The organism is Pseudomonas sp. (assembly GCF_030683065.1).
Classification (GTDB): Bacteria; Pseudomonadota; Gammaproteobacteria; order Pseudomonadales; family Pseudomonadaceae; genus Aquipseudomonas.
In genome coordinates, this window is record NZ_JAUXMX010000018.1 from 1 (window position 1) to 25,338 (window position 25,338).

General features: G+C 59.3%; 23 protein-coding genes. 6 read left to right on the plus strand and 17 right to left on the minus strand.

Annotated elements, in window-relative coordinates; translation table 11 throughout:
• The 6 genes from Q8K09_RS04115 to Q8K09_RS04140 all read right to left on the minus strand — a co-directional run.
• The coding region (locus Q8K09_RS04115; RefSeq protein WP_305253713.1) for a circularly permuted type 2 ATP-grasp protein at positions 1–1,259 on the minus strand (1,259 nt) is incomplete at its 3' end.
• A 268-nt stretch (positions 1,260–1,527) separates the two neighbouring features.
• Positions 1,528–2,229, minus strand: a complete 702-nt coding sequence (locus Q8K09_RS04120) for a type 1 glutamine amidotransferase (protein WP_305253714.1) — start codon at positions 2,227–2,229, stop codon at positions 1,528–1,530.
• Positions 2,230–2,346: 117 nt separating this feature from the next.
• On the minus strand, positions 2,347–2,688 hold the full coding sequence (locus Q8K09_RS04125; protein WP_305253715.1) for a ribonuclease E inhibitor RraB: 342 nt from the start codon (positions 2,686–2,688) through the stop codon (positions 2,347–2,349).
• Positions 2,689–2,998: 310 nt separating this feature from the next.
• Positions 2,999–3,760: an SDR family oxidoreductase gene (locus Q8K09_RS04130; protein WP_305253716.1), complete on the minus strand. Its 762-nt coding sequence runs from the start codon at positions 3,758–3,760 to the stop codon at positions 2,999–3,001.
• A complete protein-coding gene (locus Q8K09_RS04135) occupies positions 3,761–4,690 on the minus strand; it encodes an alpha/beta hydrolase (protein WP_305253717.1) in 930 nt (309 codons plus the stop codon).
• Positions 4,674–6,149, minus strand: a complete 1,476-nt coding sequence (locus Q8K09_RS04140; RefSeq protein WP_305253718.1) for an NAD(P)/FAD-dependent oxidoreductase — start codon at positions 6,147–6,149, stop codon at positions 4,674–4,676. Before Q8K09_RS04140 ends, Q8K09_RS04135 begins: the two co-directional genes overlap by 17 nt.
• Positions 6,150–6,285: 136 nt before the next feature.
• Here Q8K09_RS04140 and Q8K09_RS04145 point away from each other — a divergent pair, with 136 nt between their 5' ends.
• On the plus strand, positions 6,286–7,350 hold the full coding sequence (locus tag Q8K09_RS04145; protein ID WP_305253719.1) for an AraC family transcriptional regulator: 1,065 nt from the start codon (positions 6,286–6,288) through the stop codon (positions 7,348–7,350).
• A gap of 214 nt (positions 7,351–7,564) precedes the next feature.
• Positions 7,565–7,834: a hypothetical protein gene (locus Q8K09_RS04150; protein ID WP_305253720.1), complete on the plus strand. Its 270-nt coding sequence runs from the start codon at positions 7,565–7,567 to the stop codon at positions 7,832–7,834.
• 105 nt (positions 7,835–7,939) lie between these two features.
• On the opposite strand, the gene Q8K09_RS04155 is transcribed toward Q8K09_RS04150, so the two are convergent.
• The 3 genes from Q8K09_RS04155 to Q8K09_RS04165 form a co-directional block, all read right to left on the minus strand.
• A complete protein-coding gene (locus Q8K09_RS04155) occupies positions 7,940–8,557 on the minus strand; it encodes a hemolysin III family protein (RefSeq protein ID WP_305253721.1) in 618 nt (205 codons plus the stop codon).
• Positions 8,558–8,673: 116 nt separating this feature from the next.
• Positions 8,674–10,755 (minus strand): LTA synthase family protein, encoded by a 2,082-nt coding sequence (locus tag Q8K09_RS04160; RefSeq protein WP_305253722.1) that lies wholly within the window; start codon positions 10,753–10,755, stop codon positions 8,674–8,676.
• Positions 10,756–11,343: 588 nt separating this feature from the next.
• On the minus strand, positions 11,344–11,808 hold the full coding sequence (locus Q8K09_RS04165) for a bacteriohemerythrin (protein WP_305253723.1): 465 nt from the start codon (positions 11,806–11,808) through the stop codon (positions 11,344–11,346).
• Between the two features lie 322 nt (positions 11,809–12,130).
• Here Q8K09_RS04165 and Q8K09_RS04170 point away from each other — a divergent pair, with 322 nt between their 5' ends.
• Entirely contained in the window at positions 12,131–12,691 is a 561-nt protein-coding gene (locus Q8K09_RS04170; protein WP_305253724.1) for a lipid-binding SYLF domain-containing protein, read from the plus strand.
• Positions 12,692–12,789: 98 nt separating this feature from the next.
• Here Q8K09_RS04170 and Q8K09_RS04175 read toward each other — a convergent pair whose 3' ends face one another.
• Positions 12,790–13,008, minus strand: a complete 219-nt coding sequence (locus Q8K09_RS04175) for a DUF3820 family protein (protein WP_305253725.1) — start codon at positions 13,006–13,008, stop codon at positions 12,790–12,792.
• 186 nt (positions 13,009–13,194) lie between these two features.
• On the opposite strand from Q8K09_RS04175, the gene Q8K09_RS04180 reads away from it, so the two are divergent.
• The gene (locus Q8K09_RS04180) at positions 13,195–13,566 is read left to right on the plus strand and encodes a glutathione S-transferase N-terminal domain-containing protein (RefSeq protein WP_305253726.1); all 372 of its coding nucleotides are present in this window, start codon (positions 13,195–13,197) and stop codon (positions 13,564–13,566) included.
• A gap of 261 nt (positions 13,567–13,827) precedes the next feature.
• Here the strand turns inward: Q8K09_RS04180 and codA are convergent, their stop codons facing one another.
• The 7 genes from codA to Q8K09_RS04215 all read right to left on the minus strand — a co-directional run bounded on the left by codA (position 13,828) and on the right by Q8K09_RS04215 (position 20,325).
• On the minus strand, positions 13,828–15,072 hold the full coding sequence (gene codA, locus Q8K09_RS04185; RefSeq protein ID WP_305253727.1) for a cytosine deaminase: 1,245 nt from the start codon (positions 15,070–15,072) through the stop codon (positions 13,828–13,830).
• Between the two features lie 382 nt (positions 15,073–15,454).
• On the minus strand, positions 15,455–15,781 hold the full coding sequence (locus tag Q8K09_RS04190) for a copper-binding protein (RefSeq protein ID WP_305253728.1): 327 nt from the start codon (positions 15,779–15,781) through the stop codon (positions 15,455–15,457).
• Between the two features lie 177 nt (positions 15,782–15,958).
• Positions 15,959–16,462: a cupredoxin family protein gene (locus tag Q8K09_RS04195; RefSeq protein ID WP_305253729.1), complete on the minus strand. Its 504-nt coding sequence runs from the start codon at positions 16,460–16,462 to the stop codon at positions 15,959–15,961.
• Positions 16,463–16,645: 183 nt separating this feature from the next.
• A complete protein-coding gene (locus Q8K09_RS04200) occupies positions 16,646–18,058 on the minus strand; it encodes a multicopper oxidase family protein (protein ID WP_305253730.1) in 1,413 nt (470 codons plus the stop codon).
• A 16-nt stretch (positions 18,059–18,074) separates the two neighbouring features.
• Positions 18,075–19,475: a TolC family protein gene (locus tag Q8K09_RS04205; RefSeq protein ID WP_305253731.1), complete on the minus strand. Its 1,401-nt coding sequence runs from the start codon at positions 19,473–19,475 to the stop codon at positions 18,075–18,077.
• A gap of 10 nt (positions 19,476–19,485) precedes the next feature.
• On the minus strand, positions 19,486–19,845 hold the full coding sequence (locus tag Q8K09_RS04210) for a hypothetical protein (RefSeq protein ID WP_305253732.1): 360 nt from the start codon (positions 19,843–19,845) through the stop codon (positions 19,486–19,488).
• Between the two features lie 81 nt (positions 19,846–19,926).
• On the minus strand, positions 19,927–20,325 hold the full coding sequence (locus tag Q8K09_RS04215) for a hypothetical protein (RefSeq protein WP_305253733.1): 399 nt from the start codon (positions 20,323–20,325) through the stop codon (positions 19,927–19,929).
• A gap of 311 nt (positions 20,326–20,636) precedes the next feature.
• Between Q8K09_RS04215 and Q8K09_RS04220 the strand changes: the two genes are divergently transcribed.
• Both Q8K09_RS04220 and Q8K09_RS04225 read left to right on the plus strand, forming a co-directional pair.
• Positions 20,637–21,038 carry a hypothetical protein gene (locus tag Q8K09_RS04220; RefSeq protein ID WP_305253734.1) on the plus strand — a complete coding sequence of 134 codons (402 nt, stop codon included), beginning with the start codon at positions 20,637–20,639 and terminating at the stop codon, positions 21,036–21,038.
• A 308-nt stretch (positions 21,039–21,346) separates the two neighbouring features.
• Complete coding sequence (locus tag Q8K09_RS04225) at positions 21,347–25,243, plus strand: hypothetical protein (RefSeq protein ID WP_305253735.1); 3,897 nt, start codon at positions 21,347–21,349, stop codon at positions 25,241–25,243.
• The last annotated feature ends 95 nt before the right edge of the window (positions 25,244–25,338 follow it).

Sequence of the window (25,338 nt, forward strand, 5' to 3'; positions counted from 1 at the left end):
CGCGGCGCAATGCCATTCTCGACAAAGGTCGGGCAGGTCGACAGGCACAGGGTCGGCTGGGCGATATAGGCTTGCGGCCTGGCCAGCAGGCGGGCGCGAAAGTCTTCGATCTCGGCCTTGCTCGCGGCCGGGCCAACCAGCATGCCGTAGCCGCCGGAGCCCTGGGTTTCCTTGACCACCAGCTCGCCGAGGTTGGCCAGCACGTGGGACAGATCAGCCGGCCGGCTGCACTGCCAGGTCGGCACGTTCTTGAGGATCGGCTCCTCGTCCAGGTAAAAACGGATCATCTCGGTGACGTAGGGGTAGGTCGACTTGTCGTCCGCTACCCCGGTGCCGATGGCGTTGGCCAGCACCACATTGCCCGAGCGGTAGGCTGACAGCAGCCCGGGTACGCCGAGCATGGAATCGGGATTGAAGGCCAGGGGGTCGAGGAAGTCGTCATCCAGGCGCCGGTAGATCACATCCACCTGCTTGGCCCCGGCGGTGGTGCGCATGTAGACCTTGTCGTCACGCACGAACAGGTCCGCGCCCTCGACCAGCTCAACGCCCATCTCGCGCGACAGGAAGGCGTGCTCGAAATAGGCGCTATTGAAACGTCCCGGCGTCAGCACCACCACGTTGGGGTTATCCAACGGGCTGGAGGTCTTCAGGGTCTCAAGCAGCAGGTTCGGGTAATGGTTGATGGGGGCGATGCGCTGCGCGGCGAACAGCTCGGGGAACAGGCGCATCATCATCTTGCGGTCTTCGAGCATGTAGCTGACGCCGCTCGGGGTGCGCAGGTTGTCTTCCAGCACGTAATAGCTGCCATCGCCATCGCGCACCAGATCGACCCCGGCGATATGCGCATACAGATCACGGTGCAGATTCAAACCCTGCATGGCGATCTGATAGCCCTCATTGGCCAGCACCTGTTCGGCAGGAATGATCCCCGCTTTGATGATGCGCTGATCGTGGTAGATGTCAGCGAGAAACATGTTCAGCGCCTGCACCCGCTGGATGCAGCCGCGCTCGACCATCCGCCATTCACTGGCGGGAATGCTGCGCGGGATGGTGTCGAAGGGGATCAGCCGCTCGGTTCCCTGCTCATCGCCATACAGGGTGAAGGTGATGCCAGCGCGGTGAAACAACAGATCTGCCTCACGGCGGCGCTGGGCCAGCAACTCCTTGGGCGTATCCGCCAACCAACGGGCAAACGCCTGGTAATGCGCACGGCATTCGCCATTCGCCTGGTACATCTCGTCATAAAAGGTGCTAGCCATGCCGTGCTCCTTGTCACCCGGACATACTGGAGCACTGCAAAGCCCGAGCCATCGGGCTTAATCCACTAATAATCATGGGGTTGAAAAATAAACCAACTCCCCACGCACCAATCCGGGGCGTTGCAAAGTCCTCAATCATGCGTCACGCCCTGCTATGCGGCAGCGCAAAGCAGGTGAGAAATCGAGCGTCATTACGAGCGCGCGCTGGCCTAACGCAATGTCGGGCAGCGGTCGCTGCAGGGCAATTTCCGCTCAGCGCCTCAGCTGATCAGATCAGCTTCAGCCAATGCCGGTAGAAGCCTTCAGCCACCTGATTGAGAGCAGCTATTTTGCCTGGCAAGTCATCAAGCATCTGCGCCTGACTCTGCTGGCTGGCCTGACGTTCATCGAGCAGATGCAACCAATCGCCGAGCCATTGCCGCACCAGCGCCTCAGTCATTTCCGGGTGACCTTGCAGGGCGAGGATCTTTTCTCCCCAACTGAAGGCCTGATTGTCGCACCAGGGGCTACTCAGCAATGGCTGCGCGCCATGGGGCAGCGCGAAGGTGTCGCCGTGCCACTGAAACACAGGAAACTGCTGTGGTAGGTGGGCTAACCAGGGGCTCGACGTCGCCCCGCTCGTCTGCTCGAGCATCTGCCAACCGCTCTCGGTGTAGGGCATGCGGCTGATTTCAGCGCCCAACGCCTTGGCCAGTAACTGACCGCCCAGGCAGTGGCCAATCAACGGGATATCGCGCCGAATGAAATGTTGCAGCGCCGCTACTTCAGTCGCCAGCCAGGGCAAGGGATCGTTGATGCTCATGGGGCCGCCCATGATTGCCACGGCCTTGGGACGGTCCAGGTCAACACCATCCAGCTCGCCAAGATCGACCCGCAGCGTATGAAAATCCAGGCACGCCTCATCCAGCACCTTGGCCAAATGACCCGGCGGGCAATAATCAATGTGGGTCAAAATCAGGATATCGCTCATCAACAGCCTCCGCGGCCAAGTCTGCAGCAATGCGGATGCTCGAGTCGAGCGAGAGATACGATGGCGCATCGACCAGCCGGGGACCGATCGATGCTCATTACCAAACGTGCATGACTATCAAGGCTGCAGGCCTTTGACCTCCTGCGTCACGCCCCAACCGTCCAGTTTGCCGCCAAGCGGACCCACTACAGACTCGAGGTCATGCTCGAAGTCGCCAATGCCGTTATAGGTCGCATACATCACTTTGCTCACTTGCAGGTGCCAGGCGCCGTCATCACGCTCAGTGACCAAGGCATGCAAGGACTCACCCCGAAAGTTTCTGGTCGCCATGCGTGCCCGCTCCTCATCCGGGAAAATGGCGTAAAACTCGATGGGATGAAAGCTGGTGAAATCGAACCCACCTTCCTTCATCCGCCGCAAAACTCCGTTACTGACATCATCGTGCAAGGCTGTGCTCATGAAGTGATCTCCTCAGCGATGGAAGGACTAACTACGTTCCCATTGCAACCGCCATAACAGCGACGGTGTTGCGGCACCTGTAGCCATGCCGCCCGAGATTCAAGCAAGGAGCTGCTTGACGTGTCATAAGCCAGACCTGAAGACAGGGCTGGGACGATGCGCCATTCAGAACTTACAGCGCGAGACCGTCATCTGCAGAGTAGCGCGAAGCAGCAAGATTTGCAGCACCACAAGACAACTTGTGAATAAACCGGCGACCGCTAGCACCTACTGCATACACCTGCGGCAACGCAGGGCGCTCAACCGCCGGCTATTCGCGACTCAGCCAGCGCATCATGCGCCGGCTGAGCCAGGCTGGGGCGAGCTGCCCGGCCCAGTACATCAGCTTGAACTGCAGGCTCACCGGCCGATGCACTGCTGCGCAATGGGCTTGCTGCCAGGCCGCCTCGGCGATGTCTTCGGCTTTGAGCTTGACGCCCAGACGCTTGAGTACCGGCGCGGCAAAACGCTGGCTGGTCAACATGGGCGTGTTGACGAAGGGCGGCATCAGGTCGCCGACGCGGATGCCGTGCCTGGCCCACTCCAGGTCGAGGGCCTCGGTCAACCCGCGCACGGCGAACTTGGAAGCTGAGTAGCTGGCCAGATGCGGCACACCATATACACCGGAAGCCGAGCCCATGTTGATCACCTGGGCATGCTCGGTGACCTGCAGATAGGCAAAGGCTGCATGGGTCATGTTCAGCAGGCCAAGCACATTGATCTGCAGAATCCGCACATGTTCGGCCAACTCAATCGCCTCGAAATGCCCGCAACGCAAGACTCCAGCACAGTTGAACAACAAGCGCAGCTGACCATCATGCAGCGCACAGAAATCTGCCAGCGCTACCTGCACCGCTGCGCAATCGGTCACGTCCAACTCGGCATGCCAGACCCCGCCCAGCTCCGCTGCCAGCTCTGCCAGGGCGCGGTGCTCAATATCGAGCAAACCGACCTGCCAGCCGCGCGAGTGAAACAACCGGGCACTGGCCGCACCGATGCCAGAAGCGGCGCCGGTAATCAGGATGTTGTTCATTCAGCAACCTCGCCCACGCAGGAAGAGCACCACCCGATCGAGCGCATAATCCGCCGCGTTGAGCAGGCCAGTGTGGGCCTGAAAGACATGCCACAGGCCCGGGTAACGCTCCAAGTGCACGCTCACCCCCGCTGCCTTGGCCCGCTCGGCAAAGCGCAGGCTGTCATTGAGCAACAATTCGTCCTCACCGACCTGGATCAGCAGCGGAGCCAAGCCGGTCAGGTCAGCAAACAGCGGTGACAAACCCGGATCGCTGCGCGGGATATGCGCGGGGCAATACAGGCCGATAGCCTGCTCGATCCACTTGGGATTGAGCAACGGATCCCCCGCTGCAGGGCTGTGCAACTGCTGGCCGGTATAGTCGGTGACCGGTGAAAAACACACCAATGCTGCCGGCTGCGCCTGCCCCAGATCGCGCAGCCGCAGGCTGGTAATCAGACTCAGGTTACCCCCAGCAGAATCGCCGCCGATGACGATCTGTGCGGCGCTATATCCCGCCGCAAGCAGTGCCTGATAGGCCGCCAGCGCATCATCGCGCGCCGCCGGATACGGAAATTCCGGGGCCAGGCGGTAATCCAGGGCGCATACCTCGATCTGCCCGCGCTTGGCCAGGCTGGCGCAAATCGCTCTGTGGGTATGCGGCCCACCGATCAGGTAGGCGCCGCCATGCAGGTACAACAACACGCAGCCATTGGCCTGCTCCGGGCGATGCCACTCGCAAGGCCGACCGCCCAGGGTTGCAACGCTGCGTTTGACCCCAGGCTGCGCCGGGCTTATAGCCGTCAGCAGGTTGAACAGTGCTCGCTGTCCGGCAATCGGCATTGGTGGGCGCACCAGGCCACGGAACACAACCCGCAGCGCGCCACGCAGCAGGCGGCGCAAAACTGCCTGGTCAGCGGCTGGCGCGATGTACTCAGCGGCTGCATGCATAATCGGTCAACTCCGGGGTGCGGGTTAGATAACGGTAGCTGAAGGTATAACCAGGCCAATTATTGGTGTGTTTACCGCTGGCGCTCATGTACCAGCTGTTGCACCCCTGCGCCCAGATCGTGCGGTGAATACTGGCCTGGATGTTCTGATTATAACGCTGCTGTACTGCGGGTTTGACGTCCATGTAGCGCAGGCCTTGCTCACGCAGGGCGCGGACGCAGCCAAGTACATAGCTGTACTGACTTTCGAGCATATAGATGATCGAGTTATGCCCCAGATTGGTGTTCGGCCCGTAAAGGATGAACAGATTGGGAAAACCACTGACGCTGATGCCTTTATAGGCCTCGGCCCCCTGCTGCCACGCCTGATTTAGTTCCAGGCCACCCAGGCCGTGAATCTGCATCGGCGCGAGAAAATCGCTGGCGGCAAAGCCGGTGCCATAGATCAGCACATCGCATGGGTGCTCACGGCCATCGGCGGTGACGATGGCATGTGGGCCAATCTCGCGAATAGCCTCGCTCACCACATGCACATTGGCTTGCGTCAGCGCAGGGTAATAGTCGTTGCTGATGAGGATGCGCTTGCAGCCCATCGGGTAGTCCGGCTGCAAACTGGCACGCAAAACCGGATCGGCCACGCTGCGGTTCAAATAGCGGGTGAAGCTGAATTTGAACGCCTTCATCAAACCGGGAAAGCTGATAAAGGCCAATGCCCGCGCTTCATGCTGGATGTATTTCAGGCCGCGATCGACCCGTTGCAGCCAAGGCAATCGGCGCATCAGCGCCAGCTCCCAAGTACGGTAGGCGCGATCCGGCTTGGCCAGCACATAGGCCGCCGAACGCTGGAACAACTGCAACTGCGCGACCCTGGGCTGAATCTGCGGCACGAACTGAATCGCCGAGGCGCCAGTACCGATAACGGCCACTCGTTTGCCGGTCAAGTCCAGGTCATGACGCCAGCGCGCCGAGTGGAAGGCTTCGCCGGCAAAGCGCTCGATTCCGGGGATCTGCGGGTAGGCGGGCTGGTTGAGCTGGCCGCAGGCGCTGACCAGCACCTGGGCACTGAACACCTCACCGGTGACCAGCGTAACGCGCCAGAGACCGGCGGGCTCATCGAAAACGGCAGTGCGAACTTCACTGTTCAGGCGAATGCGTGGGCGTAGTTGGTACTTGTCCACGCAATGCAGCAGGTAGCTGTGGATTTCCGCCTGGGGTGCGAACTTGCGCGTCCAGTCAGTTTTCAGCTCGAAGGAAAACGAATAGAGGTGCGAGGGTACATCGCAGGCAGCACCGGGGTAGCTGTTGTCGCGCCAGGTGCCGCCGATATCAGCGGCTTTCTCAAGCAACAGAACGTCGTCGACACCGGCTTTTTGCAACTGGATGGCCAGGCCCAGACCGGCAAATCCGGTGCCGATGATCAGCACGCGTAAAGGCACCTGCTGCGAAGAACTCGTGGTCATTGTCGTATCCGTGTGAGTAACCAGCCCAAGCGTGTGCTTCGGGTGTGACGCAATGGACTGCGCAGAACAAATCCTACTGCGCCACGGGTTCCGGTGTTATGGCATAGTCGGCCATAAATTGTGAGATTCGGACAAGATGAACCATAACCTTAGCCCAGGTTGGCCAGCCAGGCGCAGCGCCATAAGCGCGCAATTGCTGACCCAGTTCGGCCTCGACCAGGGTTTGTCCCTGACGCGCTGCCTGCAAGGTACCGATCTTGATTTGTCGTTGCTCGGTGACCCGGGCGCAGAGATCGCTGCCGAGCAGGAACTCCGGCTGATACGTAACCTGGTGCAGAACCTCGGCCACCTGCCGGGCATCGGCCTCAAGGCGGGCATGCGTTACCACCTCAATACCTATGGCATCTGGGGCTTCGCCCTGCTCAGCAGTCCGACCTTTCGCAGTGCGGCCCAACTCGGGCTGCGCTACCTAGACCTGACCTATGCCTTTCACGCGGTACGTCTCGAGGAAATCGGCGACGAAGCCCACTTGATACTCGACGAGCGCGACATAGCGGAGGACTTGCGTACGTTTATCGTCGAGCGCGACAGTGCCGGCATTCTTAGCCTTCAGCGCGACCTGAGCAGTCTCCGCGTGCCGCCGCTGCGCGCCAGTTTTCGCACAGCAGCGCCCAGCGACCTCACCACCTACCAGCAAGTATTGGGCCTGACGCCTACCTTCAACGCCGCAGAAAACCGTATCGTATTCCCCCTAAGCCTGCTCGACCAAGCACTGCCTAGTGCCAATCCGCATGTCGCCCTCAGCTGTGAACAACAGTGCCAGGCTCTGCTGGCTAAACGCCAGGTGCGCGGTGGCCTGTCGGGTCGTATCCGCGATCGCCTGCTCAGCAGTCCAGGGCAACTGCCAGGCATGGAGCAGCTGGCCGACGAACTGCACATGACCTCGCGCACCCTGCGTCGGCGTCTGGATGCCGAGGGCACGCGCTTTCGCCTGCTGCAGGAGGAAGTCCGCCTGGCTCTGGCCGAGGAACTGCTGGCAATTGGCGGCCTGACCCTGGAAGAAATCGCCGAACGCCTGGGCTATGGTGAAACCTCCAACTTCATCCATGCCTTCAGGCGCTGGAAAGGCGTGACGCCGGGGCAGTACCGTATCCGACAACCGGCTGGCGCAGCTGCAGAAGAGCAAGGTCGCTGGGTGTGACGGCAGCAGTGACGCGCCCTCCTCGCGAGTCAATCGCCAAGCTTGCCGTGCAAGAAACGCGATGTGCTATACCCTTGCAAACAGGAAAAAACAGCACGGAACGCGCTACGCCGATATTCGACCCGAATATCCATGGCGCCCACATGGCCCTTTGACCGATTCGACTTTAGCCGTGCAGATCTGCCAGAGGCCTCCACAGATAGAGGTTGCTCTCATGACCACGATGCAATGCACCCACCGCGACCACATCATCACCGCCGATGTCGTGGAACATCCCGGTATTCCTACACCCTGGGCAGGCGGCTGCCATATCACCACCCCGGACGGCCGAACCACTCGACGGCTACCGCTGCCCATCCAGCAAGCCTTTCTCGTCGAACTGGAAAGCGCTCAGCGAGCCTCTATCGCACACGGCAAATGGTTGGTTGATCAATGCCTGGATCAGGGCGTGGCACTCTTCGACAAGCCTGCAGCCAAGGCCTGACGACCTTGATCGACGTTTTCCTCAGATACGGGCATGCCTGCACCGCAGCCGCCCTCGATGCTCACGGGGCATCGACAGCGGCGGCTGTCGGCAAACATCGCTGAATCAGAGGACATAGAGCAGGATCGCGACAAAGTGCAGCAGGCTGCCGACCATGACAAACAGGTGCCAGATGCCGTGCCAATGACGGAAGCGGCGGTCGTAGACAAAAAAAATGATCCCGACCGTGTAGAAAATGCCGCCCGCCGCCAACCAGGCGAAGCCCGCGACGCCCAAGGCGGCGAGTAGCGGCTTGACCGCCACCAGGACAATCCAGCCCATCAGCGCATAGATCACCAGCGACAAAATCCGCGCTTCGGAGCGTGGTTTGATCTCCTGCAGCATGCCAATCAACGCCAACACCCAGACCACCGCGAACAGCGACCAGCCCCAGGGGCCACGCAGGGTCACCAGGCAAAACGGCGTGTAGCTGCCGGCAATCAGCAGGTAAATCGACAGGTGATCGATCTTGCGCATGATCACCTTCGCCCGCCCCTGCACACTGTGATAGATCGTCGAGACGCTGTAGAGCAGCAGCAAGGTGACGCCGTAGATAGCGACACTGACGATCTTCATCAACTCGCCCTGCAGACTCGCCAGCACCAGCAACCAGAGTGCCCCGGCAAACGCCAGCACTGCGCCGACCAGATGGGTCCACGCGTTGAATTTCTCCCCGTAATACATGGTTCAACAACCTCGATCTGCCGCTGCTTCTCAGCGGCTTACTAGCGACTGCGAGGATAACGTAGATGGGTTACAACGCCTCGTCGAGCTCATGCGTGCTTTCTGTATCCGCCGCCTTACTGCCGCTGCGGTATGCCATCCACCACACCGGCGCTGTTCTCCAGCAAGCTGTTGGTGGCTGCCTGCAGGAAAGCCGCAAGGTTTTTCTGCAGTTGAGGATCGATTTCACCCTCCACGCGCTCGGCCTGCGGCTTGGCGCCCAAACGATAGTCATACAGGCGCGGGGCAAAATCCTTGGGCTGAATCAGAATGCGCTCCGGGGTAACGATGGCCACGGTCTGGTCGCCGCCCGAAGGCTTGATCACCCCGATACCCCGGTCGCCTGGCGGCAAATTGAGCAGGTCGCGGCCCCAGCACTGGTGACGCACCTCGCCCCCCAGACGACCCATGATGGTCGGCACGATATCGACCTGGGTGCCGACCGTGTGGCTGACGGCACCGAACTTGCCTTGGATACCTGGGGCGATCAATAACAGCGGCACGTTGAAACGGAACAGATCCATCTCGGTCAGCTGCTCGGTACTGCCAAAGCCGTGATCGCCAACTACCACGAACAACGTGTCCTTGAAATACGGTGCCTTGCGCGCCTGGTCGAAGAACTGACCGAGCGCCCAGTCGGAATAACGCATGGCAGTCAGGTGTTGATCAGCCGAACCGTGACCGGTCACCGGTGCAACCGGCAGTTCCTTCGGCAAGGCATAAGGGGTGTGATTGGACAAGGTTTGCAGCAGGGCATAGAACGGTTTTGCACCGAAGTTGTTGGCCAACTCGAGGGCACCACGGTCGAACATATCCTGGTCGGACACCCCCCAGGTCGGGTCCATGAACACCGGATCGACGAAGTCCTCACGGCCAATAAAATTGCTCATGCCCTGGTTGCTGAAAAACCCTGACTGGTTGTCCCACTGGAAGTTGCCGTTATACACGTACAGGTTGTCGTAACCACGGGCGCCGAGCAGTTGCGGCAAGCCGGAAAACTGGTGCGCACCTTCGGGGGTGCGCATCAGGTACTCGAAACTCGGCAGGTTGGGGAAACAGGCCATGCTGGCAAACATGCCCTGGTGGGTATGGGTGCCGTTGGAGAAGAAGCGGTCGAACAGCAGGCCCTCTTGCGCCAGTTTGTCGAAGTGCGGCGTGATATTGCCCGGATAGCCCAGGGCGCCAACATAGTGGCCAGCAAAGCTTTCCAGCAGAATCACCACCACGTTACGAATCGGTAACGTACCGGCGGCTGGCGGGGTGTAGTCACGCCGGATAGCCGCCGTATCGGCATCGACCAGCTGATCGTGCGGCGTCAGCAGCAGCTTGCGCACGGTCTCCAGGGCCTGTTGGTCGGTCATGGTCGATTGCCATGCGTTGTCGCGGTGCGAAGAAAAACTGGCTTGGGCCGCCGACACCAGGGTCAGGGTGCCATTCAAGCCCAACTGATTGGCGAACATCGACTCGGTGGTATACGCATCGCCCCAGCGCAGCGGCGGGCCCTGACTAATGTGGCCACGGGCAGCAGTCACGGCCACCAGCAGGCAGGCGCAGAACGTAGCGATGCGCCAATACCAGGCCGGCGCGTCAGCTGCTGGTGACGAGGCCGCAGGTGCTGGTCGACTGAGCCGATCCAGGCCCTTGAACAGCGTGTGCAGCAACCAGGTCGCAACCGCCCAGGCCAGCAAGTAGCGCCCGACCGGGAAGCCGTTCCACAACATGCTCAAAACAGTCTGTGGATCTTCCTGAAAGTACTGGAACACCAGGCTATTAAGTCGCTGATGAAATTCGCGGTAGAAATCCAGCTCAGACAGGCCGAGAAACAGCGTGATGCTGGCAAATCCGCTCAACCAGAAGCGCTGCAAGCCACGGGCGGCCATGGCGCGCACGCTGAGCAAGGACAGCAGCAACGGAATGCAGGCATACACCACCACCCGCAAATCGAAACGCAGGCCGTTGAAGAAGGCCTCGGCGAAGCTAGCCACCGGTGTGACGCCAATCAGTTCGCGGTTATAGACCAGCAAGGCGACGCGCAGCAATGTATAGATCAACAGCAGCGCCAGCGCGCTCAAGAGAGTGAAGGCCAAGTGACTCTTCAGGCTCGGGACCACCAGCGGCAATGGGCATGACGGGGTTCTCGGGGCAGGCTTGGAGGCCATAGGGTCAGATTCCGAAGGGGTGCTGCTTAAGCGGGATAATGCGCTGCGGCCTTGTTTGGCCAGTAAATAGCGACTGGATGCCAGAGCGATGGGGATGGTGTCGCGCAAATAACGCAACATCGCCTCCAGGATCAAGCAGCCGCCGAGGTGAATGGGCACTGCCTGTGCTGCGCCACAGGCCGGCTGGTTTGGGCCTGCCGTGCAAGACCATACCCTGGCTGACAGCGCTGTTCTGCGGGGACATAGCACCCTCGCCGCCAGCACGTTCCTGGCGGGCAGAATGGCTGCCTGGGACAGCGAGAGCCAGGCAGTACGGCAACCAACGCCTGTCGCACACACACCTGCCGCACAAAGGTAATCGCATCGGCACCACTCCACCGCCAGTCCAGAGACAACGGCCGGGAGTTTGCCAAAGACAGTGTGAAAATTTTGTCGCGAAGGCTGCAATGCATCCGTTCTAGCTGTTGCAGCTATGCCTTGGCGCGTCCTGAACACCCCTCAGAACAGCCATTTAAGCGGCGGTGTCCCTGCCCGCTTGGGCCGGGGCCACCACCGAAGCAGGTGTTTGGAAGCGGTCGCCGTCGCTGGTCAGGCGAAGAACTTCTTCATCGAGCGCGAAAACCAGCCACCTGCCTGCTTATTGCTGACCAGGCTATTCATATTGTCCTTGACCGCCTGCACGTAGCCGGCGTCGTCGCTGCGGATATGGTTGAACAACCAGCGCGAGAGCAGACCAAGCAGTTCATCGGTGATGTCCTCACCAGCCTGAAAGCGCAGATTGAAGTCCTTGACCCGGGCAATGAAGATTTCATGCACACGCTTGTGTGGCCGCGTGAACTCGTAGCCAGCCTCCTCCAGCAGCGACTCCTCGAAAGCGAAGTGCGACAGGGTGTAATCCACCAAGCCGTTGAGCACATCCCCTACCTCACCGCCACTGCCTCCGCTCACCTTAGCCTGGTGCAGCGAATTGATCATGTCGACGATGCGCTTGTGCTGGTCGTCGATGACTTGAATGCCGGTATTCAGATCGTCCTGCCAAACCAGATAACTCATTTTCCTCAGTCCCTAGCGTGCCGCTCGACTGCAATGCGAGCGCTGCGCCAAGGCTACTCAACAGCTCTGGAATAGGGGCTGACGCAGATCAGTGAATAGTTGCTTAGGAGCCTATCGACAGAACGTGGGCGGCAGTTGGTTGAAAGAGGCTCAGGCAGTCAGGCGATCAGCAGACGGCGCGCCGCCACAGTTGCCAACGCTTGTCGCTGTCTACACTGAAGCAGGAGCGGCTTACAAGGACGCAGCCGTGCTGCTCGACGCACGTGCGAGCCTGCGCAAGCGGCTTCGCTCTTCTGTTTATTGCTACCGTCGGAGCATAACTATGAACATCGTACAGAAGCGTTTCTCAGCAATTACCTTGGCAATCTTCGCGCTGGTCTTGGCGAGCTTGCTGAATTACGCCAGCGCCGCCACCGCCGAGAAGTTGAACACCGACGCCCGGCAGGCGCTGCAGAGCCTCTATAAAACCCAGCCACTGGCCGAGGAACTCTCGCGTTCGGCCAAAGCAGTGCTGGTATTCCCGAACATCGTCAAGGCCGGCCTGGTATTTGGCGGCAGCTACGGCGAGGGTGTGTTGATGAGGGGGACAGTAGTTGAAGACTATTACAACTCGGTAGCCGGCTCCTGGGGGCTGCAGATTGGCGCTCAATCCTACGGCTATGCAGTGTTTTTGATGAGCGATAAAGCCATCGCACAGTTGAACGACACCAGTGGCTGGGAAATCGGTGCTGGGCCCACCGTCGTCGTGGTCGACGAAGGCGTGGCGAAGAACTTGTCCTCAACCACGCTACGGGACGACGCCTATGCATTTATCTTCGGTCAGCAAGGGTTGATGGCGGGGGTCAGTATCGAAGGAACAAAAATCTCCAAAATCCGCCGTTGAAGTCGACTGCAATGGCCGACGCTGCTGGCCATTGCAGTTGTTGCTTCGACGCAAAGCAGCCAGGGTGATGCAGGGAGTCGTGCGCTCCGGCCGCCCCGCTAGCGCGGTTTCTGGCGCAAGGGATCCAGCAGCGACGACAGGCCGTTATGATCGATTTCCTGCATCAACTGCAGCAGGTTACCGATTTCTCCTTTGGGGAAGCCTTCGCGGGCAAACCAGTTGAGGTAGCGACCCGGCAGGTCGGCGATCAAGCGGCCCTTGTATTTGCCGAACGGCATTTCTCGGGTCACCAGTAACTGTAGATCTTCGGGTTTCATAAGGTGCTCGGATTCATGGGTGAACATGGCCAGCGTGTCTCGGCCATGTTGGTCATGTGCGCAATTATGCCTAAGGTCGGCGCTGCTTGGCCCAAGAGCTGTCGCCATGCGACCAACGCATAGGCCAGCGACGGCAAACTCGGGTAAGCTTTGCGCCCGCCATTTTCTACCCAGGGTTTTCACGCAATGCTTATCAAGGCACTCAGAATCGGTCTCGGCCAGTTGATCGTGTTTCTCGACTTTATCACTCGCCCGCGCAAGCTCAAGCGCGAGCCTGCCGCCCAGGCGGCAGTCGAGCAGGCAGCAGCAGGCCTGGCCCTGTACCAGTTTCATGCCTGCCCATTTTGCGTAAAAACCCGTCGCACCCTGCACAAACTCAACGTGCCAGTTGCCCTGCGCGACGCCAAGAACGACGATCAGCATCGCCAAGCCCTGCTGGAGCAAGGCGGCAAGATCAAGGTGCCGTGCCTGCGCATCGAGAATAACGGCCAGAGCACCTGGCTGTACGAGTCCAAAGCGATCATCGCCTACCTGAACGAGCGTTTCGCAGCGGCCTGAAGCGCCCGCCAGGGAGCACCCCTCAGTTGCACAACCGCCGGATTTTATGCGTTGGCCACAGATCGCTGTGATGGGTATCGCTTCGCTCAACGCCATCCTACGGGGCTGCGGTGCTGTTGCAGGATGTGGCGGACCGCGCAGGTTTGAGCGCAGCGATACCCATCGACCGGTTGCCCAGCCGCCGGGGGTTATTGGTTTGCCGCAGATCGCTGTGATGGGTATCGCTTCGCTCAACGCCATCCTACGGACTGCAGGACTCTTTTAGGGTGTGGCGGCGCGCACCACCTGCGCCGGTGTGCGGCGCATCAATACGTTGCCGGCGCGGATCGATACCAGGGCATGGCCCTGGCTGCGCAGCATTTCGTAATCGCTGGCGGCAGACAGGATCAGCAGGTTGGCCGGGCGCCCCACTTCGATGCCGTAGCCCTCGCCAAGGTTGAGGGTTTTTGCGCTGTTGTCGGTAACCAGGTCCAGCGAGCGCTGCAAATCCTCGAAACCGAGCATGTGGCAGATATGCAGTCCGGCCTCAAGGATGCGCAGGATGTTGCCGTTGCCCAGCGGGTACCAGGGATCGACGATGGAGTCCTGGCCGAAGCAGACATTTATCCCGGCGCGGTCGAGTTCAGCCACACGAGTCAGCCCACGGCGTTTCGGATAGCTGTCGAAGCGCCCCTGCAGATGGATGCTCTCGGTCGGACAGGACACGAAGTTGATCTGCGACTGTTTGAGCAGGCGGAATAGCTTGGAGCAGTAGGCGTTGTCGTAGGAACCCATGGCGGTGGTGTGGCTGGCCGTGACCCGCGCGCCCATGCCGCGCACGCGCGCTTCTTCGGCCAGCACTTCGAGAAAGCGCGAGTGCGGGTCGTCGGTCTCGTCGCAATGCACATCCACCAGACAACCGCTGCGCTCGGCCAGGTCCATGAGAAACCTGATCGAGCTGACGCCTTGTTCGCGGGTGTTCTCGAAATGCGGAATGCCGCCAACCACATCGGCGCCCAGCGCCACCGCCTGTTCCATCAGCGCGCGACCATTGGCGTAGGACTCGATGCCTTCCTGGGGGAAGGCGACAATCTGCAGGTCGATCAGGTGGCGGGTTTCCTCGCGCACCTCAAGTAGCGCCTTGAGCGCGGCCAGGCTCGGATCGGTTACGTCGACATGGCTGCGCACATGCTGGATACCGTGCTCGACCAGCATGTCGATGGCCTTGCGCGCACGGACCTTGCTGTCTTCATGGGTGACCAGCGCCTTGCGCTCGGCCCAGAGTTCAATCCCTTCGAACAGAGTGCCACTGAGGTTCCAGCGCGGCTCGCCGGCCGTGAGGGCCGCGTCCAGATGGATATGGGGCTCGACAAAGGGCGGCACCAGCAGATTGCCGGCGGCATCCAGGTCACCTGCCGCGGCGGGCAACGCCTCAGTCTGCGCGACTATGCCGGCGATACGCGCCTGCGCCAACTCGATGCGAAACAAACCACTGCGACCACGCAGACGCGCATTAACAATATTCATCGGTTACTCCTGAGGCGAGGCACGGATCCAATCTGTAGATTAACAGCCCACCAGCTGCATCGGTCGTGCAGGTCGAGGAGCCCAGCCCCGCACTCCCCCAGGGTAACTGTCCGTGAATGGTAATTGGCTGCTGGCGCTGAGGAACGAAGCCTGCGCTGTCTGGCCTACGCGGCCCGAGCTAGGCGGCCCGACCTGCGCGGCCCGACCCATCCGGCTTGATCCTTGAGCCCCCGTTTGCTGTGCGACAGCGCGGCTGTCTATAAGCCGGGGGATCGCCTACCGCTACCTGCACGCCGCTGGACGCAATTGTCCCCAGCTCGCTGCGCTCATCAGCGGCCGTCCGGCCAGGCTTACCGGAGCCAGCAAGCTGGCTCCGGTACCGTCACTCGGCCGCCTGCAACTCGGTCACGATAAATTGGCTGCCTTGCTGCTCAACCTGAAAACGCACCTTGTCGCCGACGCTGATGCCTTGCAGCAGTGCCGCCTCGCGCACGCCAAAGACCATGGTCATCGGCGGCATGCCGACGCTCTGAATCGGGCCGTGACGCAGGGTGATCTTCTGCCCGGCCAGGTCGACCTTGCGCACCTCACCCTGGCTCCAGGACACGGCGGCCTCGGCACTGACGTTGGCCGAAGCGGCGGGTTGGGCGGCAAGCGCCGGCAAGGTCAGGGTGCTACCCAGCAAAATGGCGATAAGCAGATTTTTCATGATGTACGTCCTCTGAGTGCTAACCCGCGCTGCGCGGGTTGAAATATTGGTCTAACTGATCGAAAGGTATCGCTGAACCCGTGGCAGCGGCGTCAGCCGCGAAAAGCATCGAAGCTTCACGGCTGACGCGGATCGCCGCCCGGCGGTTGCCACCCGCAGTCACGGGCTACAGCCGCATTACTCGGCCACTACGCTGATCTGACCGACCATACCGGCCTGGTAATGGCCGGCGATCAGGCAAGCGAAGTCGAATTCGCCGGCCCGGTTGAACGTCCAGATGATCTCGCCGCTTTCGCTTGGCGCGACGTGGGCCATATAGGGTTCGTCGTGCTCCATGCCAGGAAACTTGGCCATCAGCGCGGCATGCTGGTCGAGCTCGGGTTTAGTGCCGAGCACAAATTCATGCATTACCTGGCCGTCGTTACGATGGACAAGGCGAATGGTCTCACCGAGTTTTACCTGCAGTTTGTCCGGGGTGAAACGCATCGCGTCGCTCATACGAATCTCGATGCTGCGGCTGACCTGATCGCGGTCGCCGGCAATGCCCCAGTCTTTTTGCTCCTTGATTACTTGCGCACTGTGATGCTCGGCATGTTTCTCGCTATGGGCCAGCACCGGGCTGACGGCAAGCACGCTGACAAGACCCAGCAGCAGCGCGGTAAGGCTTGACGATAAATTCATGATTCACTCCTCGAATTGAGTTTGCTCTGGCAGCGGGCTTGCCTGCGATGCTTGAAAAGCAGCTATCGCAGCCAAGACTGCCCTTACCAAAAAAATAACTCGTTGTTTTATATCAGTAAATTAGATAAACGCTGACCCTTGCAGGAGCGCCCGCTGGACGACGAGGTTCTCCTGCAAGTCGCATCAGTGGCCGCTGTGACCGTCAGGTTTTCGCACCTGTACCTCAATCGGCTCGACGATCGGCTGCTTAAGTGGCATCGACTGCCCACCCACCTGATTCGAGCGCGTCGGTGTGGCCAATTCGCCCGTCCACTCACGGGCCACGGTGCCAGGCGGATGCTTGAACCAGCCGGGGTCGCGGTAGTCGCCTGCGGGCTGGTCCTTGCGCACCTTGAGTATGGTGAACATGCCGCCCATCTCCACCGAGCCAAAGGGGCCGTCGCCGGTCATCATCGGCACGGTGTTGTCTGGCAGCGGCATCTGCATCTCCGCCATGTCGGCCATGCCGCGCTCACCCATCACCATGTAATCGGGGATCAGCTTGCTGATGCGCCGAGTCATGTCGCGGTGATCAACCCCCACCAGAGTCGGCACGTCGTGGCCCATGGCGTTCATGGTGTGGTGGCTCTTGTGGCAATGCAGGGCCCAGTCGCCCTCCTCGTCGGCAAGAAATTCCAGCTGACGCATCTGCCCCACCGCCACATCGGCAGTCACCTCCGGCCAGCGTGAACCCACAGGCGTCGGCCCGCCATCAGTGCCGGTGACCTCGAATTCATGGCCATGCACATGGATCGGGTGATTGGTCATGGTCAGGTTGCCAACGCGCAGACGTACCCGGTCGTTGTGCCGCACCACCAGCGGGTCGATACCGGGGAAGACCCGGCTGTTGAAGGTCCACAGGTTGAAGTCGAGCATCTGCATGATCTTCGGCGTGTAGGCGCCGGGCTCGATGTCGTAGGCGCTGAGCAGAAAGCAGAAGTCGCGGTCCACTTCGCTGATCAGCGGGTGGTGCGCCTTGGGGTGGGTGACCCAGAAGCCCATCATGCCCATGGCCATTTGCACCATCTCGTCGGCATGCGGGTGGTACATAAAGGTGCCGGGGCGGCGGGCGACGAACTCGTAAACGAAGGTCTTGCCTACCGGGATCGCCGGCTGGGTCAGCCCCGCCACGCCGTCCATGCCATTGGGCAGGCGCTGGCCGTGCCAGTGGATGCTGGTGTGCTCGGGCAGCTTGTTGGTGACGAAGATACGCACCCGGTCGCCCTCCACCACCTCGATGGTCGGCCCCGGCGACTGGCCGTTATAGCCCCACAAATGAGCCGTGTAACCGGGTGCCAACTCGCGCACCACGGGTTCTGCGACCAGATGGAACTCCTTGACCCCGTTATTCATGCGCCAGGGCAAGGTCCAGCCGTTAAGCGTGACCACCGGATTATACGGCCGGCCACTCTGCGGCTGCAGCGGTGGCTGGGTGTCGGCACTGCCTTGCGAAACCGCTTCCGGCAGCCCGGCCAGGGATACCCGGCTGACCGCCGAGGTGGCGACAGCGGCAGTAATGGCGCTGGCACCGAGAAAGAAATCACGTCGTGAAACCATGGGGAATTATCCTTGATCAGTGCCCGGCGGGCTCGTCGGTAGCGGCCGCGGCCGGGGTGATCGATGAAAAGCTGGGGGTGCCCAGCAGCGCCATATCCAGATCGGTCTTGGCGATCCAGAAATCGCGCTGCGCCTGCAGGTAGCCCTGCACCGTCTGCACTTGCCGACGCGCATCGGCCAGCAGGTCGAAGGTGCTGATAAACATGCCGTTGTACTGCAGCAATTGTTCCTCGGCGATGCGCGCCCGCAGGGGCAACAACTCGTCGCGGTAATGGCGAGCAATGTCGTGGGCGACGCGGTAGCCCAGGTAGGCTTCGCGCACCTGGGAGCGGGCATTGATCGCCGTCTCGGCGGCGCGGTTGAGCGCCTGACGGTACTGCGCCTCGGCCCGTGCCACCTTGGCCCCACTCCAGTCGAACAACGGCAACTCGACACTGATCTCGTAGCCGCGCTGGGTCGGTTCTTCATTAGAACGGTTGCTGGCCACCCCAAGCTCCAGCACGTTGATAAAGCGCGTGGTGCGGCTCAGCCCCAGATTGCGCGCCAGGCGCTCGGCATCCAGGCGCACCGCCTGAATATCCAGACGCTGGGCCATGGCCAGACGCTCCACATCCTCTTGCGCCTCGGCCACCTTGGTCAGCTCGGGCAGGCGCTCGGGTAACTGAAAGGCGACCTGCTCACCCCACAACCCCAACAGACGACTGAGCTGCTCACGGCTGCGCACCCGTGCCTGCTCGGCATGCAGCAGGCTGAGCGCCGCCTCGGCGTAGAAACTCTGCTGCTGAGCCTGCTGCAGCTTGCTGAAGTTGCCCACCGCGGCCAGGCGCCGGGCCAGCTCCGCGCCAATCTCGGCGGCTTCCTGCACCTGGCGGGCGTAGACCAAGTGTTCTTCGGCGGCCACGGCGCTGTACCAGGCCTTGCGCGTCTGGCTGGCCAGCTCCAACAAAGCCAGGCTGGTCTGGCGCTGCAGTTGCTCGAAACGCTGGGCCTCGATCCCCGCCACCATGGGCATGGCAATCAGCCGCGCCAGGTTGAAGTGCAGGCCGCGCTCGTACTCGACCTCGCTGCCCTTTTCCATACGGCCGAAGGAGAACCCCGGGTTGGGCAGACGCCCGGCCTGCACCCGCTCGGCTTCGCCAATGCCCAACTCGTCGAAACGGGCCTGCAGGCCGCGGTTATTCAGCAGCGCCAGTTGCACGGCTGCTTCCACATCCAGCGGCGCCACCAGTAATTCACTGACCCGCTGGGCGATCGCGCCCTGCCCGGCTTCATCCCTGGCCCACACCACCTCCTTGTCCAGATGCTGCTGGCTGGCCTGCTGCACCGCAGCAAAACCGCCGTCATCACTGAAACGGGCGCAACCGGCCAGCAGCACAAGCCCGGCACAGAGCCCGCCCAGGCGTAAATAAACACTCATACGCGATTCCTTAGTGATGGCCATGGTGTTGATGCCCCATGGGCGCCATAGCAGGCGCTGTCGAGTTATCTGCGCCCGGCGCAGCCGCCGGTGACTGCGGCTGCTCGGGAGCGGCTTCCTCGGCATAGGGTTCCAGGGCGTACGTGCGCCAGCCGCCGATTTGGCCAACCAGTTCGTTGGCCTCGCGCCAGCGCTCAAGCGGCTGTTCGCGCCAGCCCTGATAGTGCTCAAGCGGGGATTGGTAGGACAACGCCGACGCAGGCGCGGCGGCATCCAGGGGATTGGGCGGCATCGCCCAGGCGCCAGCAGGCAGCGCCAACAGGCCCAGCAAGGCGCAAGCGCGCCCCAGGGCAGCGGGTATAGGTAACATGATCGTTTCTCGCAGCAGGCACCTTCGGTAATACCGAGCAGGCGCAACCAAGTAAGGCGCTAAAGGCTTAACGCATTGGGCTTAGGCGAGAAAAAGGCGGGGGGGACGTTCCGGGGTTTCGTCGACATGGCCGACAAAGCGATCCAGCCGCGGTAATGACGGCTCGATAGCCTGGGGTAGATTCTGGCTGATGGTGACCGAGGCAAATGCCACCGCCCCGACGCAAAAGGCGCAGAGGCTGCACAAGCTGTTATCCGCCTGGCTGGCGGGCTGAGTGTTGCCACTGGCGTAATGGCCACCATGACTGTCGAGCCCGTGTTGCTTGAGGGGCAACGCGCCAGGGTGATGAGCGGCCATCTGCTGGCTACCCTGCTCGCTCTGCCCAGTTGCCGCACACAGCTGCATACCAAGCGCAGCCATGCCCTGGACGGGCAGTGCCAGCATAAGCATACAGATCAGGGCAACTCGCAGTTTGCGCATGGGCAGGCTCGGATAACGATAGGGCGATTATCCACCGATCCCTCGCGGTGTCCAGCAGCAACAGGTCTCCGGCCGCACACCCCTATTAAGAACCAGCAGCCTGAGAGGCCTGTCGGGCTTGACCGTTGCTAGCGAGGGAAAGCCCGGTTTGCGACAGTTCTGTTGCTTTTGCGAGGCGAATAGCTGGCCACGTAACGAGGGAAAGCAGCCAACATGGCCAAGTCCGGCTTTGCCGCAGTGGAACAGTGTTAAGCCCGACAGGCTCCTGGCCCATGGGCAAATAGCGCCGGCTATGGCTATGATCGACACTTATGAACAGCCCATTGCCGATCCGCACCCCCTGCCCAACCGGCGTCTGCGACTGTGGCCTGGCACAACTGCCGCAAGCCGCCGACGCCGACCTGCGCATCCTTATGCTTACCCGCAAGGAGGAAAAGCTCCTGCTCGAACGCCTGGAAAATATCCAGAGCCTGGATGACCTCAAACACCTGCAGCAGCGCCTCCACCAGCAACTGGGTATTCGCCTGTCGGTCGCCCCGGGCTTCAACGAAGTGCGCAGCATGCGCGGCATCGCCATACAACTCGATGAACACCCAGGGCTGTGCCGCAAGACCCGCCAGACCATCCCCGCCGCCATCCGCCGCGGCCTGGAAAAAAACCCACAAATCGCCTACGACCTGCTCAACGCCCACGACCTGTTTCGCGATCTGTGACAGCCAATCTGCAATGTCTGCTCGTAAGCCCCCAGCCCTTGCCCCAGGACTGCACGGCAATCGCCAGCGGGATAATGTCGGCCAGCGACAGGACCTAGCCGAGCATGGCGGTGGCAAAGTGATTGGCCAATGGGGGCCGGAAGGGCTTTCGACCCATAGCGGGCATAGGCCGCTGTATACGTTAAGCCATCGCGGCCCTTTAAGAGCAAGCCGCTAGCTCTGGCAATGCGCTAGTATCGAAGACTTTGCGCTGTAGTAGCCATGAAGGCTGTGGGGCGATCGGTCAGACCAACGGTTGGGAGATAGGGATGTTTAATCGTTTGAGCCTCTTACTTTGTTGGACGTCGAATAAAGTAAAAACGCTGGTTCAAGGAAGGTTGGCGCATTTCAAGCGTTACCATCGCGCGGGGCTCAAGGCATATCAGGCAGCGCGTAATTTCCTAGTGTTGCCTAGCGAGGACAACGTCTTTGAACCTCTAACTCCCGTCATCCTGGAACCTGAGCGGTCTAGCCGCTATGAGCAAGAGCTGTGGCACGGTCTTAAGAACCCCCAGGTTCGTAACATCGCGCTTACAGGTGAATACGGTGCTGGAAAAAGCAGCGTGATCCGTACTTTTGTCGACCGCCACCCTGAGTTCATTTACGCTTTCGTGTCATTGGCAACGTTTGGCAAGGACACTTCGGAAGTAGACGATGATGAGGTGAACGCCAATGGGGGCGGAGAGTCCAGCTCTAACGCGAATGACCTCATCCGAACGGAAAAAATGGTAGGTGATCAGACAATAGATTTGGATCTCTTGACGCGGATTGAAGAGACTATTGTCCAGCAGTTGCTTTATGCAGTGCCGGCAAAAACGCTGCCCAAGACTCGCCTTAAGCGGATTACGCAGGCGTCAACGTTTTCGATCTGGTTGAAGACCTTTGGTTACGGCGCACTGATTCTAGCTGCGCTCAGATTGTACCTTCCGACGGTGGAAAAACTCCCCAACATTGATCCCGCGTGGCTGCTTGAAGGACTCCTACTGATGCCAGTAGCCCTAGCGGTAAGCGTGGCGGCCATTGGGGGCATCTACTTCCTGCATGCTGGATTGAGGTTGGTTTCTCTTTTCAGTATCGACGGTCTTACGCTCAAGGGAGGGAAACTTGAAAGCACTCACCATGGATCGGTACTTCACAAAAATATTGACGAGATTATTTACTGCTTTGAGCGTAGTACTATCGACGTTGTGGTAATTGAAGACTTAGATAGATTCGGCATACACGATGTCTTCACCCGCTTGCGGGAAATCAACTTCATCATCAAGCAGTCCCCTCAGATCAAGCGCCCCGTCTATTTTGTTTATGCCCTGCGTGATGAGATGTTTGTAGTCGGTGAAAAGACGAAATTTTTTGACCTGATCATCCCTGTGATTCCGGTCATCAATTCTGAGAACTCTCGGGAAAAAATGTATGAGTCTCTCAATCGCCGTTCCTTTAAAGGCAAACCTTTGGGCTCTGACTTACATACTGTATTAGTTGAGACCGTTTGTTACTACATTGATGACATGCGCGTGATCAAGAATATCGTCAACGAATTCGACATATTCTCAAGCATCCTTGCCACCAGCTTGTCGCTTGACCCCAACAAGTTGTTCGCGATTGTTGCTATTCGCAATCTTCATCCTGGTGCCTACGCCAAATTGGTAAAGCGTAAGGGCCCCATATATAAAGCTCTCCAGGACTTTCAGGGGTGGAAGGAGCTGCAAGTACAGCAATACAAGGATCAAGTGGAAGATCTGCAACGCCAGCGACAGGAACATATACACGAGGTTGCGAGTAGCGTGTGTGAACTGCGCTCCTACGTCTGGCTCGAACTTCTGAAGCGCGCCGGCGCGAGTTCTGCAACCCATGTGCAATTAGGTGGGGATTACTACACAATAATAGATTTTATAACTGACGAAGTGTTTAATAAAATTTTTAGCCAAAATGTGAAAATACAAACTGCAGTGTTTGAGTCTAATTACGGCCGCTACTTCCAGAAGTCTGAAAGTGTAAATAATCAGGAATTACTGAGCTCGACATTCTACAAAAAAAGGTATGCCGCGCTCCAGCGGTCTGTTGGTCAAGTCAATATTGATATAGCTGCTCTTCAGAAAAGATCAAATCAGATCACTCGGATTTCATTCAGGTCTGCGGCCAAAGGGGATTACGGTGAGGTGATTCGGCAGATATTAAAAGGATATGATGTTGTGAGTTATCTGATACGGGCTGGATACTTCGAGACAGATTACACAGACTATTTTGGCTATTTCTATGAGGGTTCGTTGACCCCTGATGACAAAAATCTGATTTTGGACGTCAGGCGCGGAATATCACCTGGCGTCACAACCAACATCGACAATCCTCATGCGTTTTTGGAGAAGCTCGAAGGCGAAGATCTTGATGGTGGCAGAGGCATTATTGCCGATTTTATTAACTATCTCTGTAACCGTCCGTATCGACATGCCGCGTCTCACCTAGAAGTTGGAAAGCTAGCTATTATTCTGCGCAGTGGCTGCGACGGGCATATAGATAGGATGGCAGAAGCTACGCAAGAGTTGTTGCAACGGAGTAATTTGGCTCACTTCATTAAAGCTGTCTTCGACCTTGAGCCTCGATTGTTTCGGCAGCTATTCGAAGCAGCGTCCTTATTTGAGCCAGCTGGCATCAGGCAATCATTTATATGTGCAATTTTCAATAATTTAAGTGCGACGGATATAAAGCTTCTCGCTCAGGATGAGCAGGCAAGTCTCTATCCCGTTGTCGCAGCCCTTGAAGATGTATCACTTTTGATACCGGGACTGGAGGCTGATGAGGGCGGTTGGGCTTGGCTGCGAGCAAGATCGGTCGCATTTGGGCGGCTGGGAAACAGCGCTGCACTTGCGGATCTCAAGAAGCTGATCTCTTGGGGTTGCATAGAGGTCAACCTGATTATGCTTACGCTCATCTGTGCAAAGGCTGAGTCCGAGAATGAGCTAGGAGCCGTCAAACTTAAGAGGGTAAATAGCGGAGTAGTTTCCTTTCGCCGTCTAAAAGCGCTGAGCATTGAGGGTTTGGAAGAGCTGCTGCTTGAATCGCCGGAGCTATTCATCACCGAGCTCCTTGATCAGGCCGGTATGCTTGATGAATCAGCGGAGTCGCTGGCCCAGCTGCTGAGCGCTCTCCACAAGTATCAAGAGCTTGCAGAACAACTATTTGACTGCACAGAGTGCCACCTCAACAGACTTGAGGATGCACCGCCTACGATTTGGGGAAAAGTGCTGGAAGCAGATCGAGTCTCCGCGAAAGTTGAAGCTGCCTGGACCTTCTTTGATGAGGTTATTACATCGTCGAAGACCGCAGATAATAAGCAAGTTGTTGGCGTAGAGGATGAATCAATATTTGCTGAGTTCATTGCTCGTAATGTGCGCGAACTACAAGGCAAACTCTGGCGGCTCAATAGCTCTGACGCTAGCTTGCAGCGGTACTTGATTACCTCATCAGATGTCAGCATGGAGACACTCATGCCTCTGCTCGCTGGCGTGGTTCTGGAGGATGTCTCGGTGCTCAGCGGAACGCTACCGAGCGATCGCTGGCCTGTGTTTGCTAGCTCCGCCTTTCTACCGTACAGCTCTGAAGTCCGAAATGCTGTGGTGACACAATGTGCCCCCTTAGAGGGTTTGTATCTCGCCTCGCGGTGGGTGGAGGCTCGTTGCGAGATCGACCTTTCTCAACTCACCTTGAAGACAGTAATCACTCTCAGTAAGCACAATGCACTCTCCCTCGAGGAGAAGGTTCAAATGTGGTCCAGCATTGTGTTGGAGAATATTGTAAGCAATCTGGATGCATTGGAGACACTCGCGCGAGTGTGCTCTGCTGCAAACCAACAAGCCGTCCGCTTTTCCGACCCATTCATTCAGGTGCTCCGCGTGCTAGTGACCGAGCCGGAGCTAACGTCGGATCAACGTACAGAAATACTGATCCAGTGTTTGCCCTCGATGAGCTGGCCAGATGCATCGAACCTGCTAGGGCAGTTATCCGAAATTGGCTTCAGAAAGCTGGGGCCTAAAAGTAGGAAAATGGAGGTGTCAAACAATGACCTCAATCTGCGGTTGGTGAATGCCCTCAAATCGAGAGATTTTTTGAGCACTGTCACTCCATTGGGTGACGTGATCAGAGCAACGTCCAAACCCCGTGGAATGGTATAAAAGGTGCCAGGGCTCCTTACAGAGATCGAGTGATCTTGGTGCGGAGGAATGGCTGCTTTTTGCCGACAACTGCCAATCACAGACCACCCGCCCCT

Bases quoted from the DNA above. Each gene is read 5' to 3' on its own strand.
- Q8K09_RS04120 (WP_305253714.1), bottom strand. From the start codon at position 2,229: ATGAGCGATATCCTGATTTTGACCCACATTGATTATTGCCCGCCGGGT.
- Q8K09_RS04125 (WP_305253715.1), bottom strand. From the start codon at position 2,688: ATGAGCACAGCCTTGCACGATGATGTCAGTAACGGAGTTTTGCGGCGG.
- Q8K09_RS04130 (WP_305253716.1), bottom strand. From the start codon at position 3,760: ATGAACAACATCCTGATTACCGGCGCCGCTTCTGGCATCGGTGCGGCC.
- Q8K09_RS04135 (WP_305253717.1), bottom strand. From the start codon at position 4,690: ATGCATGCAGCCGCTGAGTACATCGCGCCAGCCGCTGACCAGGCAGTT.
- Q8K09_RS04140 (WP_305253718.1), bottom strand. From the start codon at position 6,149: ATGACCACGAGTTCTTCGCAGCAGGTGCCTTTACGCGTGCTGATCATC.
- Q8K09_RS04145 (WP_305253719.1), top strand. From the start codon at position 6,286: ATGAACCATAACCTTAGCCCAGGTTGGCCAGCCAGGCGCAGCGCCATA.
- Q8K09_RS04150 (WP_305253720.1), top strand. From the start codon at position 7,565: ATGACCACGATGCAATGCACCCACCGCGACCACATCATCACCGCCGAT.
- Q8K09_RS04155 (WP_305253721.1), bottom strand. From the start codon at position 8,557: ATGTATTACGGGGAGAAATTCAACGCGTGGACCCATCTGGTCGGCGCA.
- Q8K09_RS04160 (WP_305253722.1), bottom strand. From the start codon at position 10,755: ATGGCCTCCAAGCCTGCCCCGAGAACCCCGTCATGCCCATTGCCGCTG.
- Q8K09_RS04165 (WP_305253723.1), bottom strand. From the start codon at position 11,808: ATGAGTTATCTGGTTTGGCAGGACGATCTGAATACCGGCATTCAAGTC.
- Q8K09_RS04170 (WP_305253724.1), top strand. From the start codon at position 12,131: ATGAACATCGTACAGAAGCGTTTCTCAGCAATTACCTTGGCAATCTTC.
- Q8K09_RS04175 (WP_305253725.1), bottom strand. From the start codon at position 13,008: ATGAAACCCGAAGATCTACAGTTACTGGTGACCCGAGAAATGCCGTTC.
- Q8K09_RS04180 (WP_305253726.1), top strand. From the start codon at position 13,195: ATGCTTATCAAGGCACTCAGAATCGGTCTCGGCCAGTTGATCGTGTTT.
- codA (WP_305253727.1), bottom strand. From the start codon at position 15,072: ATGAATATTGTTAATGCGCGTCTGCGTGGTCGCAGTGGTTTGTTTCGC.
- Q8K09_RS04190 (WP_305253728.1), bottom strand. From the start codon at position 15,781: ATGAAAAATCTGCTTATCGCCATTTTGCTGGGTAGCACCCTGACCTTG.
- Q8K09_RS04195 (WP_305253729.1), bottom strand. From the start codon at position 16,462: ATGAATTTATCGTCAAGCCTTACCGCGCTGCTGCTGGGTCTTGTCAGC.
- Q8K09_RS04200 (WP_305253730.1), bottom strand. From the start codon at position 18,058: ATGGTTTCACGACGTGATTTCTTTCTCGGTGCCAGCGCCATTACTGCC.
- Q8K09_RS04205 (WP_305253731.1), bottom strand. From the start codon at position 19,475: ATGAGTGTTTATTTACGCCTGGGCGGGCTCTGTGCCGGGCTTGTGCTG.
- Q8K09_RS04210 (WP_305253732.1), bottom strand. From the start codon at position 19,845: ATGTTACCTATACCCGCTGCCCTGGGGCGCGCTTGCGCCTTGCTGGGC.
- Q8K09_RS04215 (WP_305253733.1), bottom strand. From the start codon at position 20,325: ATGCGCAAACTGCGAGTTGCCCTGATCTGTATGCTTATGCTGGCACTG.
- Q8K09_RS04220 (WP_305253734.1), top strand. From the start codon at position 20,637: ATGAACAGCCCATTGCCGATCCGCACCCCCTGCCCAACCGGCGTCTGC.
- Q8K09_RS04225 (WP_305253735.1), top strand. From the start codon at position 21,347: ATGTTTAATCGTTTGAGCCTCTTACTTTGTTGGACGTCGAATAAAGTA.